The sequence below is a fragment of the Exiguobacterium sp. SH0S7 genome (genome assembly GCF_004337195.1).
Classification (GTDB): Bacteria; Bacillota; Bacilli; order Exiguobacteriales; family Exiguobacteriaceae; genus Exiguobacterium; species Exiguobacterium aurantiacum_A.
This window is the reverse complement of the sequence record NZ_SJVA01000014.1, coordinates 28,833-45,087: the sequence shown is the minus strand read 5'-3', so window position 1 is coordinate 45,087 and position 16,255 is coordinate 28,833. Positions and strand designations below refer to the sequence as shown.

16 protein-coding genes and 1 riboswitch are annotated in these 16,255 nt (G+C 53.1%); of the genes, 6 read left to right on the top strand and 10 right to left on the bottom strand.

Going from position 1 to position 16,255, the window contains the following annotated elements:
- Positions 1-172: 172 nt before the first annotated feature.
- The 5 genes from EVJ22_RS13810 to EVJ22_RS13785 form a co-directional block, all read right to left on the bottom strand.
- Entirely contained in the window at positions 173-598 is a 426-nt protein-coding gene (locus tag EVJ22_RS13810; protein ID WP_071398840.1) for a GNAT family N-acetyltransferase, read from the bottom strand.
- 34 nt (positions 599-632) lie between these two features.
- The gene (locus EVJ22_RS15585; protein ID WP_071398841.1) at positions 633-902 is read right to left on the bottom strand and encodes a hypothetical protein; all 270 of its coding nucleotides are present in this window, start codon (positions 900-902) and stop codon (positions 633-635) included.
- Between the two features lie 104 nt (positions 903-1,006).
- Positions 1,007-2,137, bottom strand: coding sequence for a DUF418 domain-containing protein (locus EVJ22_RS13795; protein ID WP_071398842.1), 1,131 nt, complete (start codon positions 2,135-2,137; stop codon positions 1,007-1,009).
- Between the two features lie 21 nt (positions 2,138-2,158).
- A complete protein-coding gene (locus EVJ22_RS13790; RefSeq protein ID WP_071398843.1) occupies positions 2,159-3,712 on the bottom strand; it encodes an ABC-F family ATP-binding cassette domain-containing protein in 1,554 nt (517 codons plus the stop codon).
- A gap of 60 nt (positions 3,713-3,772) precedes the next feature.
- On the bottom strand, positions 3,773-4,381 hold the full coding sequence (locus EVJ22_RS13785) for an NAD(P)-dependent oxidoreductase (RefSeq protein WP_131444136.1): 609 nt from the start codon (positions 4,379-4,381) through the stop codon (positions 3,773-3,775).
- A gap of 131 nt (positions 4,382-4,512) precedes the next feature.
- Positions 4,513-4,614: riboswitch (purine riboswitch) on the top strand.
- Positions 4,615-4,691: 77 nt separating this feature from the next.
- Between EVJ22_RS13785 and EVJ22_RS13780 the strand changes: the two genes are divergently transcribed.
- Genes EVJ22_RS13780 through EVJ22_RS13765 form a run of 4 tightly spaced genes read left to right on the top strand, consistent with a single transcriptional unit; the run spans position 4,692 to position 7,644 of the window.
- Positions 4,692-5,273 carry a xanthine phosphoribosyltransferase gene (locus EVJ22_RS13780; RefSeq protein ID WP_131444135.1) on the top strand — a complete coding sequence of 194 codons (582 nt, stop codon included), beginning with the start codon at positions 4,692-4,694 and terminating at the stop codon, positions 5,271-5,273.
- Positions 5,270-6,574, top strand: a complete 1,305-nt coding sequence (locus EVJ22_RS13775) for a nucleobase:cation symporter-2 family protein (protein ID WP_131444134.1) — start codon at positions 5,270-5,272, stop codon at positions 6,572-6,574. Before EVJ22_RS13780 ends, EVJ22_RS13775 begins: the two co-directional genes overlap by 4 nt.
- 33 nt (positions 6,575-6,607) lie before the next feature.
- Positions 6,608-7,255, top strand: a complete 648-nt coding sequence (locus tag EVJ22_RS13770; RefSeq protein WP_071398847.1) for an NAD(P)H-binding protein — start codon at positions 6,608-6,610, stop codon at positions 7,253-7,255.
- Positions 7,252-7,644: an RDD family protein gene (locus tag EVJ22_RS13765; RefSeq protein ID WP_071398848.1), complete on the top strand. Its 393-nt coding sequence runs from the start codon at positions 7,252-7,254 to the stop codon at positions 7,642-7,644. The genes EVJ22_RS13770 and EVJ22_RS13765 overlap by 4 nt, the downstream gene beginning before the upstream one ends.
- A gap of 25 nt (positions 7,645-7,669) precedes the next feature.
- On the opposite strand, the gene EVJ22_RS13760 is transcribed toward EVJ22_RS13765, so the two are convergent.
- Positions 7,670-8,935 carry a purine/pyrimidine permease gene (locus tag EVJ22_RS13760; protein WP_071398849.1) on the bottom strand — a complete coding sequence of 422 codons (1,266 nt, stop codon included), beginning with the start codon at positions 8,933-8,935 and terminating at the stop codon, positions 7,670-7,672.
- 75 nt (positions 8,936-9,010) lie between these two features.
- Here EVJ22_RS13760 and EVJ22_RS13755 point away from each other — a divergent pair, with 75 nt between their 5' ends.
- A complete protein-coding gene (locus EVJ22_RS13755) occupies positions 9,011-9,715 on the top strand; it encodes an alpha/beta hydrolase (RefSeq protein WP_131444133.1) in 705 nt (234 codons plus the stop codon).
- A 32-nt stretch (positions 9,716-9,747) separates the two neighbouring features.
- Here EVJ22_RS13755 and EVJ22_RS13750 read toward each other — a convergent pair whose 3' ends face one another.
- The 4 genes from EVJ22_RS13750 to EVJ22_RS13735 all read right to left on the bottom strand — a co-directional run bounded on the left by EVJ22_RS13750 (position 9,748) and on the right by EVJ22_RS13735 (position 15,266).
- Entirely contained in the window at positions 9,748-10,929 is a 1,182-nt protein-coding gene (locus tag EVJ22_RS13750; protein WP_233589725.1) for an MFS transporter, read from the bottom strand.
- A 132-nt stretch (positions 10,930-11,061) separates the two neighbouring features.
- Positions 11,062-12,651, bottom strand: a complete 1,590-nt coding sequence (locus EVJ22_RS13745; RefSeq protein WP_071398852.1) for an MFS transporter — start codon at positions 12,649-12,651, stop codon at positions 11,062-11,064.
- A gap of 142 nt (positions 12,652-12,793) precedes the next feature.
- Positions 12,794-13,585 carry an endonuclease/exonuclease/phosphatase family protein gene (locus tag EVJ22_RS13740; RefSeq protein WP_131444131.1) on the bottom strand — a complete coding sequence of 264 codons (792 nt, stop codon included), beginning with the start codon at positions 13,583-13,585 and terminating at the stop codon, positions 12,794-12,796.
- A 52-nt stretch (positions 13,586-13,637) separates the two neighbouring features.
- Complete coding sequence (locus EVJ22_RS13735) at positions 13,638-15,266, bottom strand: PTS transporter subunit IIBC (protein WP_070328330.1); 1,629 nt, start codon at positions 15,264-15,266, stop codon at positions 13,638-13,640.
- 221 nt (positions 15,267-15,487) lie between these two features.
- Between EVJ22_RS13735 and EVJ22_RS13730 the strand changes: the two genes are divergently transcribed.
- The gene (locus EVJ22_RS13730) at positions 15,488-16,252 is read left to right on the top strand and encodes a TrmH family RNA methyltransferase (RefSeq protein ID WP_071398853.1); all 765 of its coding nucleotides are present in this window, start codon (positions 15,488-15,490) and stop codon (positions 16,250-16,252) included.
- The last annotated feature ends 3 nt before the right edge of the window (positions 16,253-16,255 follow it).

The window sequence follows — 16,255 nt, the reverse complement described above, 5'->3', positions numbered from 1 at the left end:
TTGGCCGAAAAAGACCGTCTACATAGCATTTCTTCAATTTTATGCCGGGCAGAGCGCCTCGAGCTCGATGAACACAAAAAGAGACGAACCAAATCGCGATGGGCGATTTGGTTCGTCAACAGCCTGAGGCTCGAAGCGAATGCTTCGGGCCTGTTCTGTGATGAATGATTGATTAAACAGTTAATGTCTTTTTCAAATAATATTGTTGGTGCTCTGGTGTCGGATGGCCGGGAATCACACCGACGACCTCATAGCCGAGGGCGATGTAAAACTCTGGTGCCTGGAAACTGAACGTATCGAGTTGAATCAGTCTGCAGGCTTGATCGATTGCCAATTTCTCGATGTCACGCATTAATTGTTTTCCGTACCCTGAACCGCGAACGCTCGCATCGACCCATAAAAAGTTGATGTGTAGCATCTGCCAAAAAATCGTGCCCGTCACACCGCCGACGATGTCTTCATCCTCATTTCTTAAGATGAAGCTGACTTGTTGGATAGGAGTTTTCACTTCTTCTGGTAATTGAGATAGGTTGTATTCAATTAATCGTTGCCGAATAAATTCACTGTCTTCCTGATCCCACTGTCTCGTGATGTTCATATCATCAGCCTTTCCCTTAAATAGTTATGAACCCTTACTTGCGAACGCTCGCAGTCCGTAAAGCCAAAACCGGTATGCGATTACGAGTGATACGACAGCGACGAACGGGGTCGCGAGCGCAAACATCATGAACCCACGTCCCTCGAAGAAGTACATGGTCGGAGAGATCGATGCCTTTCACGGCTTCTTTGATGCGGTATTTCCGCGTGAACAGTGCTTTGATTGCGCCTTTCAAGCCCGCATCCCGCTCCATGATTTTGTACTGTTTGACGAGACCTTTCACTTCGATCGCTAACTGTGACATACGTTCCTCCTTGATAATGCAAGCGTTTTCCTCAATTAGGATAGCGTGAGTTTCTGGGATTTCCTACCTGCACAAAAAAAAGACCGAACGAAATCGTTCGGCCTTTAGGCAGCATCCTTATTTTTTTGAAGCCCATACGTACCGTTGCGCCATAACTTCTCGAACGGACCGTAGCGATGTGATTTTAACCACCACATCGAGAAGAACGCCTGTGCAATCAAAATCGCGATGCTCAGGAACAAACCTTCCGTCAACGACAGGTGACCATAGTAGCCAAAAGCGATGACCGGGATGACGACGACGAGCGTATGCGTCAAATAGTTCGTCAGCGCCATGCGACCGAGCGCTTGAAGCGGACGGAACGCGCGCCCGTTGCGGACAGCGATGGTGAAGAAACAGACGTACGTCGTCGCGAGCAGTTTGCCGGAGACGAGGACAGCCGCGGAGTTCGTCGCCGAATAATCTGCACCGCCACCGTAATGATGCCAAACAATGACTCCGAAGAACGGCAGGGCAGCTACCGCGCAGATGATGGCCGTCCGCGTCAATCCTTGAATCGTCCATGTCAGCAGCTTCCGTTCCCGCCCGATGTAAAGGCCGAACAAGAACAGGCTTAGAATTTCAACCCCGACAAAAAATGAGGTTTGGAACATAGCAAAAATCTCTTTGTCTAAGCGATAGTCGAACCACGGACCAAAACCGGAATTAAAGATGGCTGGGAAGGGATCGCCCAAAAACCTTAATCCGAGAAACAATTCTAAGTACATGGATGAGACATAGAACAATACAAAGCTCGTAATCAACAAACCCCACGCCCATGTCAAAATCACGCGGTTGCTCAACCCATAAAACAACGGGAGCAATAAGCCCCACATCGCATACGTATGTAAGATGTCACCCGACCAGATGGCCAGGTGAGCAAGTCCGAAGAGGAATAAGATGGCGATTCGTCGGATGTAACGGCCGACCGAGTCCCCACGCGCATATGAGCGCTCAAGGAAAATCGAGAAGCCAATCCCGAACAAAAGCGAGAAAATCGTATAAAACTTCGTCTGGACGAATAAGTCGAACAGCGTCCGGACGAGTAAATCACTCCCCATATAGTCGGGGTTACCAGAAATCCAGTCGCTCCCGAGCATGCTTGGGATGTTGACGAGGAAGATGCCGCATAAGGCAAATCCTCGGATGATGTCATACAGAACGATGCGTTCGTTCAATTGGATTGGACCAGTCATGCGACACTTCCTCTACATGGATTAGAATACTTTCGTCGTCCACGATTCACAGTTCCAGACGTCAGTGACGATGTCTTGGTAGAACTCCGGTTCGTGACTGATGAGTAGGATACTGCCTTTATACTCTTTCAACGCGCGCTTCAACTCTTCCTTCGCGTCGACGTCCAAGTGGTTCGTCGGCTCATCGAGGAGGAGCAAGTTCGATTCGTTGTTTTGAAGCTTACAGAGACGGACTTTCGCCTTCTCCCCACCACTGAGGACCGCAATCTTACTTTCGATATGCTTCGTCATGAGACCACACTTCGCGAGCATGGCCCGGACTTGTTGCTGGTTGAGTGACGGGAACTCACTCCAAATCTCTTCGATACACGTGTTGTTGCTGACGGCCGCTTCTTGTTCGAAGTACCCGATCTCCAAGAACTCGCCGCGTTCGACCGTTCCTTCGAGCGGATTGATCATGCCGAGCAGACTTTTCAAGAGCGTCGTCTTCCCGATCCCGTTCGCACCGACGAGGGCGATTTTCTGACCGCGCTCCATTTGGAGGTCGAGCGGACGTGAGAGCGGCTCATCGTAACCGATGACGAGATCTTTCGCGTCAAAGATGAGACGGCCTGACGTGCGTGCCTGCAAGAACCGGAATTCTGGCTTCGGACGTTCCGCGCTTAGCTCGATGACATCCATCTTGTCAAGTTTCTTCTGGCGTGACATCGCCATGTTCCGCGTCGAGACGCGGGCCTTGTTGCGGGCGACGAAATCTTTCAAGTCAGCGATTTCTGCCTGTTGGCGTTTGTAAGCCGACTCGAGCTGCGACCGTTTCATCTCATACACTTCCATAAATTTGTCATAGTCGCCGACGTAGCGCGACAAATCTTGATTTTCCATATGGTAGACCAAGTTGATGACGCTATTTAGGAATGGGATATCGTGCGAGATCAAGATGAACGCATTGTCATAGTTTTGGAGATAACGCTTCAACCATTCGATGTGAATCTCGTCCAAGTAGTTGGTCGGCTCATCAAGGAGGAGGATGTCCGGTTTTTCAAGGAGCAACTTCGCTAGCAACACTTTCGTCCGCTGTCCGCCTGACAAATCAGCGACGTCACGGTCGAGCCCGACGTCTAAAATACCGAGTCCGCGGGCGACTTCCTCAACTTTCGCATCGATGATATAGAAGTCGTTCGAGTCGAGCGTCTCTTGCAGTTCACCGACTTCAGCGAGCATGTCGTCCATCTGTTCCGGTGTCGCGTCACCCATCTCCATGTAGAGTTCGCCGATGCGTGTCTCCATGTCGATCAAGTATTGGAACGCACTTTTCAACACGTCACGAATCGTCATCCCGCGGGCGAGGACAGCGTGCTGGTCGAGGTAACCGACACGGACGTTTTTCGCCCATTCGATTTTCCCTTCGTCCGGTTGAAGTTTGCGCGTGATGATGTTCATGAACGTTGATTTGCCTTCACCGTTCGCTCCGATGAGGCCGATGTGTTCGCCTTTCAATAGACGGAAAGACACGTCGTTTAAAATGGCGCGGTCACCGAAACCGTGGCTCAAGTTTTGTACTGTTAATATACTCATAATTCGTATTCGTTCCCTTCAAAGTTGACTATCCGATATTGTAGCATGGATTCAAAAAAATTAGTACGCCAGTCCGACCGATTGGCGGACGAATTGGTGTTCTTCAACGGCGTTCAGCATGAACTGGGCGACGTCGGCTCGCGAGATCTGTTTCCCGTTGTCTGGAATACTGTCGACGGACGTGCGATACACCGAGGTCCGGGGACCGTCAGTCAGTTGCATCGGCCGCACAATCGTGTAATCGAACGATGAGTTGCGCCACAAATCGACCGCGGCCCGGTGATCACGGAGCGGTTTCCGAAGCATGAACGTTACGACCGTACCGGCGATGCCCGGAATTTCTTTGTCAATCCCAGCCGAGGCAAGGTAGACGACCCGGTTGATGGCGTTCGCTTTTAACGCCGGGACGAGTGCATCGGTGACACGGGCCAAGAAATCTGAATCCTCGAGGTCAGTCCCGAGGCAGCTGATGACAGCGTCATGACCGGCGAGAGCGTCCGTCAATGCGGCGCTGTCCGTGACGTCGCCTTCGATGATTTCAAGTTGCGGGGTCCGAATCAATTTTTTCTGTTCCCGTACGAAAGCGGTGACATGATGGCCGTGCTCGATCGCTTGATCGACAAACTGATGACCGGTCCGACCGGTGGCACCTAAAACGAATAGCTTCATAATGGATGTGGCTCCTCTCGTTTTTCCAGTATCTTTAGTATACAGCAGTTTCAGAAAAATCGAACTTTTAGCCGTCTTTTCCAAAACGGGTTGCAATTTAAAAAATATCGTCTAGAATAAGTCCTAACTTATATAAATAAAAGATTCGCACTCGTATATCCGTGAGAATATGGCTCACAAGTCTCTACCGAACCACCGTAAATGGTTCGACTACGGGTGACGCTTGTCGTGTGCATTCGTTTTGTTTCCATGCGGTTCGTCGTCCCCGGGTTGGGGTGACGAATCGCATTTTTTTATTGGAGGGAAAACAATGAAGCAGTTAGAAGACAAAATCAGAGATGAAGGACAAGCGTTGTCCGAACACGTATTGAAAGTCGATGCCTTCTTGAATCATCAAGTCGATCCGGTCTTGATGCAGGCAATCGGGAAAGAGTTTGCGGACCGGTTCCGTGACGCGGGAATTGACCGGATCGTCACGCTCGAATCGAGCGGGATCGCCCCAGCCATGATGACGGCGCTTGAGATGAACATCCCGTTCGTTTTCGCCCGTAAACGTAAATCGCTCACGCTCCAAGACGACCTCGTCGAAGCGGACGTTTACTCGTTCACGAAACAAGAGACGAACCGCATCAGTTTGAGCCGTCGCTTCGTCCAACCAGGAGAGCGTGTGCTTGTCATCGATGACTTCCTCGCCAACGGAGAAGCCGCTCTCGGTTTGACGCAACTCGTCGAATCGGCCGGTGCGATTGTCGCGGGTGTCGGCATCGTCATCGAGAAGTCGTTCCAACCAGGACGGGATAAACTGATCGACAACGGGTATCGTGTCGAATCACTCGCTCGCATCGAGAAACTCGAGGCAAACAGTATTACGTTCGTGGAGGGTGTCCGATGAACACGTTCAAAACGGCCAGTCTCGGGTTCCAACATCTGCTTGCGATGTATACAGGCGCAGCCATCGTCCCGCTCATCGTCGGTGGGGCCATCGGGCTCGGACCGACTGAGCTCGCGTATCTCGTCGCCATCGATTTGTTCATGTGCGGCGTCGCGACATTGCTTCAAGTATGGACGACCCGCTTCACCGGTGTTGGGCTACCGGTCGTGCTCGGTTGTACGTTCACAGCGGTCGGTCCGATGATCGCCATCGGCAGTTCGAGCGGTATTACAGCGATTTATGGGGCGTTGATTGCGAGCGGTGTCATCGTCATCTTGATTTCAGGCTTCGTCGGCAAACTGGCCCGATTCTTCCCGCCGGTCGTCCTTGGTTCGGTCGTGACGATCATCGGCCTCTCGCTCATCCCGGTCGCCATCAATGATATCGGGGGCGGCGCGCCAGGTGAACCTGGTTTCGCTTCGATGCAAAACTTGGCGCTCGGAGGATTGACGATTGGTTTGATTCTCGTCTTGAACCGAGTCGGTACCGTCTTCAGTCGGGCGGCAGCGGTCTTGTTCGCCGTCTTGATCGGTACCGGTGTCGCCGCGTTCCTCGGTCTCGTCGATTTCAGCCCGGTCCGTGAGGCCGGCTGGTTCCAAATGGTGCAGCCGTTCTACTTCGGGGTGCCGACGTTTGACGTGTCGGCCATTCTCGTCATGACGCTCGTCGCCATCATCTCGATGATCGAATCGACCGGTGTGTTCTTGGCATTGAGTGACATCACGAAAAAACCGATCGGATCAAACGAATTGACGAAAGGGTACCGAGCCGAAGGTGTGGCGACGATCCTCGGCGGGATATTTAACAGCTTCCCGTACACGACGTTCAGTCAAAACGTCGGACTCGTCCAGCTGTCGGGTGTCAAATCACGTCGTGTCATCTTTTGGACGAGCGGGCTTTTGATCTTGCTCGGCTTTTTGCCGAAAGTCGCGACGTTCACGACGCTCATCCCGAAACCGGTGCTCGGTGGGGCGATGCTCGTCATGTTCGGAACGGTCGCCGCGTCGGGGATTCGCATCCTTAGCCAAGTCGATTTTGCGAAAAACGAGAACTTGATCACGATCGCGCTCTCGATCGGCATCGGACTAGGCATCACGGCCAACCCAGGCATTGTCGCCAATATGCCGGAATCGATCCAACTGTTCACGGATAGCGCCATCGTTGCCGGCTCATTCACAGCCCTGTTCTTGAACGGTTTCTTCCGTCTCGTCGATCGGTTCAGTCCCGACGAGGTCGTTGCCGATGAACGGCAAGTCAGCTAGACTGAAAGGAGTACGTAACAAGGGGGAACTAGGATGGGAAAAACAGCACTCGTTGTCGGCGCGACCGGTTTGATCGGACGCGAGCTCGTCGAGCAGTTGCTCGAACAAGAACGGTATGATGCGGTATGGATCGTCGTCCGCCGCTCGAAACGTTGGAGTCACCCGAAATTACATGAAGTTGTCGGCTTTGAAAAGATGGATGAGACGTTGCCTCACATTGACGATGTGTACTGTGCACTCGGTACGACGATTGCCGTCGCCGGATCGCAGCAGGCGTTTAAACATGTCGACCTCGAGTTACCGCTCGAAGTCGCGCGTGTCGCGAAACGGCACGGCGCCATACGTTACGCCGTTGTCTCGGCACAAGGTGCGTCATTGCGCTCGCCGTTCTTCTACAACCGAGTGAAAGGCGAACTCGAGAACGGGCTCAAAGTGTTCGGGTTCGAGCACTTGATTATCGCTCGCCCGTCGCTCTTACTCGGCGACCGCGAGTCGTTCCGGCTCGGTGAGAAAGCGGCTGAAGTCGTCAGCCGCCCATTCCAACCGCTGTTGCTCGAAAAAGTGCCAAACGCGGCCCCAATCCAAGCGTTACATGTGGCCCGGGCCTTGATCATGGCGGCAGAAGAAGGACAAGGCACGGAAGTGTTGACGTCTGGAATGATGCAGGGGATGAGCCAATGAAGCGAGTGACGAGTAAACGCACGAAAGCCGTCATGATTGACGGTGTCATTGCCGGGTTACTAAGTTTCGGTGTCGAACAGCTCGTCCGGAAGAAAGTGAAGAGCGAGTTCGTCCACACCGTCATCACACCGACACTCGTCTCGTATGCGATCGAGGCGTGCCAGATGAGCCGCGGTGGTCAAACGATCGGCTACAAGCTGATGGGTCTCGAACTGAAGAACGATGATGGGACACCGGTCACGGCCGAGCAAGCGTTCAAGCGTGCCTTTCATCGGGACACATTGACGGTTGCGGCTTACTTCAAGGACCGCGAACACTTCGAGGCGGAAGACGGTGCCGTCTTACCGCACGACAAAGCTTTCCATATGCACGTAACCGAAAAGAACTGACCTCAGGCGCGAGGTCAGTTCTTTTTTAGTCGTGGATTCGGCTTAGGATGGCGGTCGTCAAGGCGACGACCGTCCCGAGGACGAGACCGTTCGAGAACACGGTCGCAAGGAGCGGCGGTAAATCGTTCATCGCTCCAGGCGGGAGCAACATCGCCCCGGCCCCGATGACGAGCGGCAGGCCGACCGTGAGCGACGCCGTCTTTTGGTTCAACTCGAACGCGGCCTCGTTAATCCCGATGATGATCATCGTCGCGATGAGCGGGGTAACGATGGCGTACCCGACCGCGGCCGGGATGCTTGCGATGAGCGACACGAACGGTCCGATTAAAGCGAGCACCATCATTAAGCCGTGAGCGACGAGGTGAGGGGCACGGTGCACACTCTCCGTTGACGACAAGAAACCGGCTGTCCCAGAGATCGCGACCGGTCCAGGCGTTCCAAACAAACCAGCGACCATCTGACTGACGCCGCTGACGACGCCGGACGCGGCGACGTTGCCTTCGACTTGTTGTTTCGTCCGTGAACTGACGATGCGCTCAATCAATTTGATGTTCGCGAGCACGTTCGTCATGAGTAGAAGTGTGATGACGAAAGCGGTCGGAAGTAAGTTCCAATCCCATACCCAAGCGCCGAAAGGGAACAGCTCGGGAACAAGGAAGAACGAGTCCGAACGAACGATCGGATTGCCGAGACCGAGCAGGTTGAACAATCCGAACCCGACGAAAAGCGTCATGACGAGACCGTATTGTTTGAAGCGGCTCCGCTCGAGCGTGAGTGCGAATAAGACGAGCCCGGCTGTCGCGACGGCTTGGACGATATTGATGCCGTCCTCGCTCACACCGAAACCGCCTTTAATGACGGCACCGGATAGTTGCAGGACGAGCAGGATCATATAGACGCCGAGCACTTGAGGCGTGAACAGCGACAACATGCGCCGTAGCAGTCCGGTCACGGTCATGACCACGCCGAGCACACCGCTCAAGAACAGCATGAAGCCGAGCGCTTGGAGCGTCTCTTGCCCGCTGCCGTAAAGGGCAGGGCCGATCGAGGCGTACAGCGTGAACACACCCCACCAAATGCCGGCCGGTCCTTCTAAGATCGGCAGACGGTGGCCGAACAGCGTCTGGATGATGCTGAACAGTGCGAAGATGAACAGCGAGCGCGAGATGAACGTCATCGTCTCGGCCGGCGACAGTTCAAATAGGGCGGCGATGGCGAGCGGTGGTACAATATTGGTAGCTAAAATAAAAATAAACCACTGAATCGTCGTGGTTACAGAACTTTTCGTCATGGTGTCCCCCTGGTATTTCCCTTTTTTACTATTAGTGTACCGTGACGACGAAGTGGATGCAAATGGAGGTATATAATGAAGAGAAAACTGAAGTGGATCGGACTGTCGTTGCTTGCCGTCATCCTTGTCGCCGTGATCGGCTTCGTCGTTTGGACGCAAATGACGTACGGACCGACGGATGAAGCGCTTGGCTATGCGGTTGAAGCTGAACAGGTCGACAACCGACTAGAGTTCGGTGACCCGGGGAGCGAGGTCGGGATTATCCTGTACCCGGGTGCAAAAGTCGATAAAGAGGCGTACGCCTATTACGGGACCCGATTGGCGGAAGCAGGGCACTTTGTCGCCATCCCGTCGCTGCGCTTGAACCTCGGCATCTTAGATATCGATGCAGCGGAAACAATCATCGAGGCACATCCCGATATCGAGCGCTGGTACGTCGCCGGTCATTCGCTCGGCGGTTCGGCCGCCTCGGGCTATGCGCTCGAAAACGAAGATAAAGTCGACGGGGTCATCTTCCTCGCCTCGTATCCGATCAGCTCGATGACGGATAGCGACTTGCGCGTCTTGTCGATCTCGGGTGAATTGGATGGTCTGGCGACACCGGCCGATATCGAGGCGAGCCGTGACAGCGTGCCGAGTGACGCCACGTTCCATCAGATCGAAGGTGGCAATCATGCCAAATTTGGGATGTACGGGCCGCAAGACGGGGATAACGACAGCCCGCTCAGCGCGAAACAGCAACTTGATGAGACAATCGATCAAATCGTAGATTGGCTCTAAAAAAACAGCGTGCCCGGGTTCGGGCACGCTGTTTAGCGTTGGTCGAGACGATGACTGACCGCTGTGAGCAAGGCGGTCATGAGGGCGACGACACCGCCGACGAGGGCGAGCATCATCACGGGTGCGTTCGCATAGACGAGACCACCAACGGCAGAGCCCATCCCGATACCGACGTTGCTCGCGACCGGCATGAGCGACGAGGCCAGACCTTTGGCGTCTGGATTGAACTTCTCGGCCAAATCAATCAAATAGATTTGCGTCGACGTCGTGAGCAGAATTGCCATGAACGACATGAACGCGATATTGATGAGACCGAGCGTCACGTTCGACGTCGTCACATACAAGGCTGCCAAGACGAACGCTTGGATGAGAAAGACGAACCGGAGCCGTCCAATCGGATTATGGCTCGCAATCTTACCGGCTGCCATGTTGCTGAAAATTGAGATGAAACCGTAGGCGAGCAGGATCGGACTGATCCATGCGACCGGAACGCCGAGCACGCCTTTTAAAATCGAGACGAGATACGTATAGACGACGTACGTCGCACCGAATCCGAAAGCCGGGATGAAGAAGGCAATCAAAATACGTGGATTCGTCAAGAGGCGGAGCTGGTCAGAGATCGACGTCTTCGCGCTCGATAACTGGTTGGGGACGACGCGGTAGACCGCGAATAACGCGACGACACCGAGTGCGGTCGTCATGAAGAACGTCGCTTCCCAGCCCGAGCGTTGCCCGATGAAAGTCCCGAGCGGAACACCGAACACGTTCGCCATCGTGAAGCCGCCGAAAATGAACGAGACGGCAATCCCACGCTTCCCGGCCGGAACCGACTCGCTCGCGACGAGCATGGCGAGCGAGATGAGCACACCCGTCACGACGGCGGTCATCATCCGGAGTGCAAGTAACATTCCGTACGTCGGGGCGAGACTACTGAACAAATTGAAGACGATGAATGCAACAGTGAGCGTGAGCATCAATTTTCGCTTTGGCAAGTGGCTTGTGAACGACATCGTGAGCGGTGTGCCGATGGCGAACGTGATCGCGAACGCCGAGACGAGCGTACCGGCCGTGGCAATCGAAATGGACAGGCCATCGGCGATATCGGGCAAAATCCCGACGATGACAAATTCACTTGTACCGAGTACGAACGTGAGCAATGCGAGCGATAAGATGAGCGTCCAGTCGGTCCGACTGAGCGATGGAGTGGTTGTCAAAATAAAATCACTTCTTTCGTTCAAGGTTGTTAGACTTCAGTCGTTTCCAACCATACCGAATTTTCGCCAAAAGCAAAACCCTTTTCGCTCACATTGTGAAAGAAAAGGGTTAAATCAGAGCCGACTCATGGATTACTCTTCATGTTGTTGTCGATTCTCCATTACTTCAGCATCACGCTCGAACTGTTTTCGAAAAACGAACGCTAAGATGATGATGAGAAGCGCCGCCACACTTGTCGCCACATAGATAGGTTGATACGCCAAGTGGGCGGCTTGTTGGAAGGCATCCGTTAAAGCAAGACGTACGTTCTCTATAGGAATTTGGTCAATTCGAGATTGAAGATCTCCATACGAGCCGCCGAGTTGGTCGAGCTGATCGGGCGGGATGCTGGCCGGGTCAATTCCATACGCTCGTAACTTCTGCGGAATCAATGTGTCCAATTGACTGAATCCATTTTGAATGAATGCACCGAAAATGGTCGGTGCAATCGTCAATCCGATTTGACGCGAGACGGACAATGTCCCGAGCGCCGTTCCTTTTTGAAGACCCGCCGCGTTTGCTGTCAGAACGGTCAATGGCGCACCGAGTACAAATCCAAATCCAATCCCGGCGATGACGGAGAAGAGGACGAACGACAGTTTCGTGTCGACGAAAAAGGCGAGCCCCCCGTAACCAATGATTGAAATGACACCAGACAAGATCAATGTTCTGACGGGTCCCTGCTTATCGACAAAGTATCCGCCGCCCCCGGCACCGATTCCAGATGCGATGGCGAGTGGCGTCATCCAATAGCCTGACTTCGCTGCAGGAATCCCAAGCACTTGCTCCACGAACGAAGGAATAAAGATGACGGCTCCAATCAAGGTTCCCGATAAAAGGGCCATGAGCATCGTCACAGCGTACGTCGGTTTTCGAAGCAAGCTATATGGGAGGAATGGATCGTAACGCGTTCCGCGCTCACGTTTCTTCTCGACATACATGAGCAGAGCGAACAAAGCGACAGCAATCAATAACAATCCGAGCACGGCTTGTGAGAACAAACTGCGGAACAAGTTGCCTGTCCCGAGATTATTGATGGCGAACATGACGCTTAAAATCGACAGCGATAGCAATGAAATACCGAGGAAATCGATTTTAGACAAGGCGGTCGCTTTCGTTTCTTCAAGATAGAAGAAACCGCCAACTAACAGCAGTAATCCGATTGGTACGTTAATTAAAAATAACCAATGCCACGTTCCGGTCATGTCAATGAGGAAACTGCCGATATTTGGACCGATGACCGAAGCGATTCCGTTCATCCCGCCGAGCAACCCGAGCATGCTTCCTTGCTTCTCTCTCGTGTACGTGCTGATAACATAGGAACTAGCGATGATGAAAATCCCGCCGCCGCCAAATGATTGGAGCAACCGTGAGGCTAAGAAAAACGTGAAGTTCGGACTCAATGCCACGCCGAGCGATCCGATTGTGAAAATTGCGATTTCAATGAGGAACAGCTTTTTTCGTCCATACCGGTCCGATAGTTTACCAACAATCGGGGTTGCGATGGCGAGTCCCAACGTGTACAGGGTGATGCCCCACGTCCCTTGGGTTGCCGTCACGTCAAAGGAAGCATTGATGGTTGTCAGGGCGGCACTAATTATCCCGTTATCAAGAGCAGCCATGAACACACCGATCAGTAAAATGATAAACGCCGCATTCACTTTTGTTGGATGTTGATCCATGTAATTCACCTCAACGTTGTCGTTTTATTCAAGAAACTTATTTTTTATAAGTAAATTGTACTCCCTTTACGTAAAAATGCCAGCAAAAAAGACACGATAATCGTGTCTTTGCAGAGTGGAATGAAAGAAAAGGGCATGGAACTTAACGCCAAAACGCGGTCGCTTCGACACCGGCATGGTCTGACACGATTGGTCCGTTGTCGCCGTCAAAGACGACGGCGTGGCGCGAAACGTGGATCGGGGCGTTCGTCAACATCAAGTCGATGCGAAGCGCCTGCTTGTTCTCGTCCCAACCGGCGATTTTGCCTTGGACGGTCGCATCGCCTTCGCGCTCAGCCGCGAGAAAGAACAAGTCTTGAAGACCGTGGTCGATCAAATAGTCGTAGCCTTCACCGCGCAGAAACGCGTCGTTGTTGAAGTCGCCGAGCAGGAGAGCTCGGTCGTCATCTTCGACGCGGCGTAGCAGTTCATCGAGCTGGTGACGAGCCGGTTCGTCCGCATCATGCCACCAACCGAGATGGCACGAGTAGACGGCCGTCGGTTCGTCCGTGCCGCTAACGACGGCTTTGACAATTTTTCTAGACTTGTAATCGTTCGGGTCGGTCGTTTTGGAGACAAAAAACGACTCGGTCGAGACGAACGGTGTCCGCGATAAGATCGCGACGCCTTCTTCGTAGATGTCATAGCCGTAATGGGCGAAATCCCATGTCATGTAATAGGCGACCCCTTGCTCACGGAGTTTTTCAACGAGGACGTGGGCAAAGTTGTTTTCACGGATGAGACCGTCAATCAGCGGCGCTTCTTTATGTTGGTTCACTTCTTGGAGCGCGATGATGTCATACTCCTCGCTCGCGATCCGTTCCACGATTGAGTCGATTTTCTCTTGTTGCCGATCTTCTAACCAGGCGTGACAGTTGAGCGTCAAAATATTCACAGTAGTCCTCCTTTAGAAAAAACAGGCCAACTCGCACGAGCTGGCCTGTTGATTATGCACCGATGACGTCTTGAATGTCAGACTTCAATACGTCGGCTTTCGGGCCGTAGATTGCTTGGACACCACGGTCTTTCAAGATGAGACCCATGGCGCCGTTCTTTTTCCATTCGCGCTCTTCTGAGACGAGCGACATATCTTTCACTGTGACACGAAGACGTGTCATGCAGGCATCGACGTCCTCGATGTTATCTTCCCCACCGAGTAGTGCGATAATCCCCATGACCTGCTCGTTGCCGGTCACCGTCGATTGCTCTGTCGCTTCTTCCATATAGTTGCCGTTGCGTCCAGGCGTCGGCAAGTTCATCTTCTTGATGAAGAAGTTGAACACCCCGAAGTTGATGAAGAAGAACGCAGCCGAGACGAGGAAGAAGTTGATCAAGTCTTGCAGGAGTCCGGCTTTGATGATCATCGGGATCCGCGTCAATAGCTCGATCGCACCGAACGCGTGGACACGAAGGTCGATAATGTCCGCCAAGGCGAAGGCGGCACCGGCCATGAGTGCATACATGACGTAAAGGACTGGAGCGACGAACATGAACATGAACTCGATCGGCTCAGTGACACCCGTCAAGAAGACGGCGAGACCGGCCGAGAGGAACATCGGCTTGTACTGGGCTTTCTTGTCCTCATCGACGTTACGGTACATCGCATAAGCGGCACCGATGAGTGCGGCGAACGACAAGATGACTTGACCGACTTTGAAACGGGCCGGTACGACGTCAGCGAGCAGCGTGTTATAAGCAGCCGTATCCCCAGCGGCGCGAAGGTTGACGAGGTCCGTCACCCAAGCTAACCAAAGCGGATCTTGACCGGCGACGACTGAACCAGCTGTCGCGCCTGTTAAAATCGTGTACGTGCCACCGAGCTCCGTGTAGTTCATCGGGACGGTGAGCATGTGGTGGAGACCGAACGGTAACAACAGACGTTCGAGTGCACCGTAGATGAACGGCGCGAGGATCGGTGCCGTGTCACGTGACGTGGCAATCCATTGGCCGAAGCTGTTGAGTGCCCCTTGAATTGTTGGCCAGATGATCGACAGCGCGATCGCCGCGACGACCGAACCGAGGATGACGACGAACGGGACGAACCGTTTCCCGTTGAAGAACGACAAGGCGTTCGGCAATTTACTGAAATTGTAGAACCGGTTATAAAGAGCACCACCGAGGAAACCGGCGATGATCCCGACGAACACACCCATGTTCAGGGCAGGTGAACCGAGGACAGATGTGAAGTAATCAGCGACGACGAGGTCGGCCCCAAAGAGGGATTGGACTGTCGCTTCCGGGTCTTGGAGCATGGCGCCGTTGACGTTAAAGATGGCGCCTGTGACACGGTTGATCAAAATGAAGGCGATCAGTGCGGCGAACGCACCGCCGGCCTTGTCTTTCGCCCACGAGCCACCGATGGCGACCGCGAACAAGATATGTAAGTTGACGATGATGCCCCAACCTAAGTCTTCGATGATGCGTGCCGTCGTGAGTAAGATGCTGACGTCTCCGGCTGACATGCCGATCAATTTACCGATCGAAATCATGAGTCCTGCTGCCGGCATAACGGCGATAACGACCATCAAGGCCTTACCGAGTTTTTGCCAAAAATCAAATGAGATGAGCTGTTTCATGCTATACGCTTCCTTCCTATTCGGAACTTTTTCTCTGTTTAGAACGACCGCCAATGCAATCGCTTGCATTAATGATTGTAATCGATTGCATAATTTTGTGCAACCGGTTTCCTAAAATTTATGAATTTTTATGGAAGGGTGAAAATCCGCCGTTTTACAACGTCGCTTGTCAGTCGAAACGAATCCCGCTAAAATACTAGAGGTTGAAAGGGGCGAGAAGAATGGGATGGAGACAGACGACATCGGCATTGTCAAAAAAAGAGCAGGCTGCGTTGCTTGAAGAGTTGCTGCGAACAGGCGTTATGGCAGAAGAGGACCGGCTCCTGTTCGCAATGCTCATGCCAGACCGCGTCAAGCGGATGCAAGACGTGTTGAACACGCGGACGAATCACATTACAGTATTGACCGAAGGCGTTGATGATCCGCACAATCAATCGGCAGTATTACGCTCGGCGGATGCGTTCGGTGTGCAGACGCTTCACGTCGTTGAAGGGCGGGCCAAGTTCAAACCGAACTCGATTATCGCCAAGAGTGCCGATCGTTGGGTCGACGTGGTCGAACACGCTTCGATTGAAGAGGCGATCGACCAGTTGAAAGTAGACGGCTATCAAATACTTGCGACGGCGCTCAGCGAAGAGGCGATCCCGCTCGAAGACGTCGACGTGTCAAAACCGACCGTACTCTTATTCGGGAATGAGCATCACGGTGTGTCGGAGCAGGCACTCGCGAAAGCGGACGGGAATTACGTCATCCCGATGCAAGGCTATGTCCAAAGTTTAAATATCTCGGTCGCTGCCGCCATCTCGCTTTATGACGTGACGACGCGGGCCCGTCATATCGTGACGGAAGGATACGGACTATCGATCGAGGACAAACAACGTGTGTTCAAAAACTGGATGGTACGGAGTCTCCCGAAACGTTCGCTCGGGGTGTACAAACAAAAAGGTTTGAACGCATTTGAGCGAGAAACAGGAAAATCCGAGTAGATG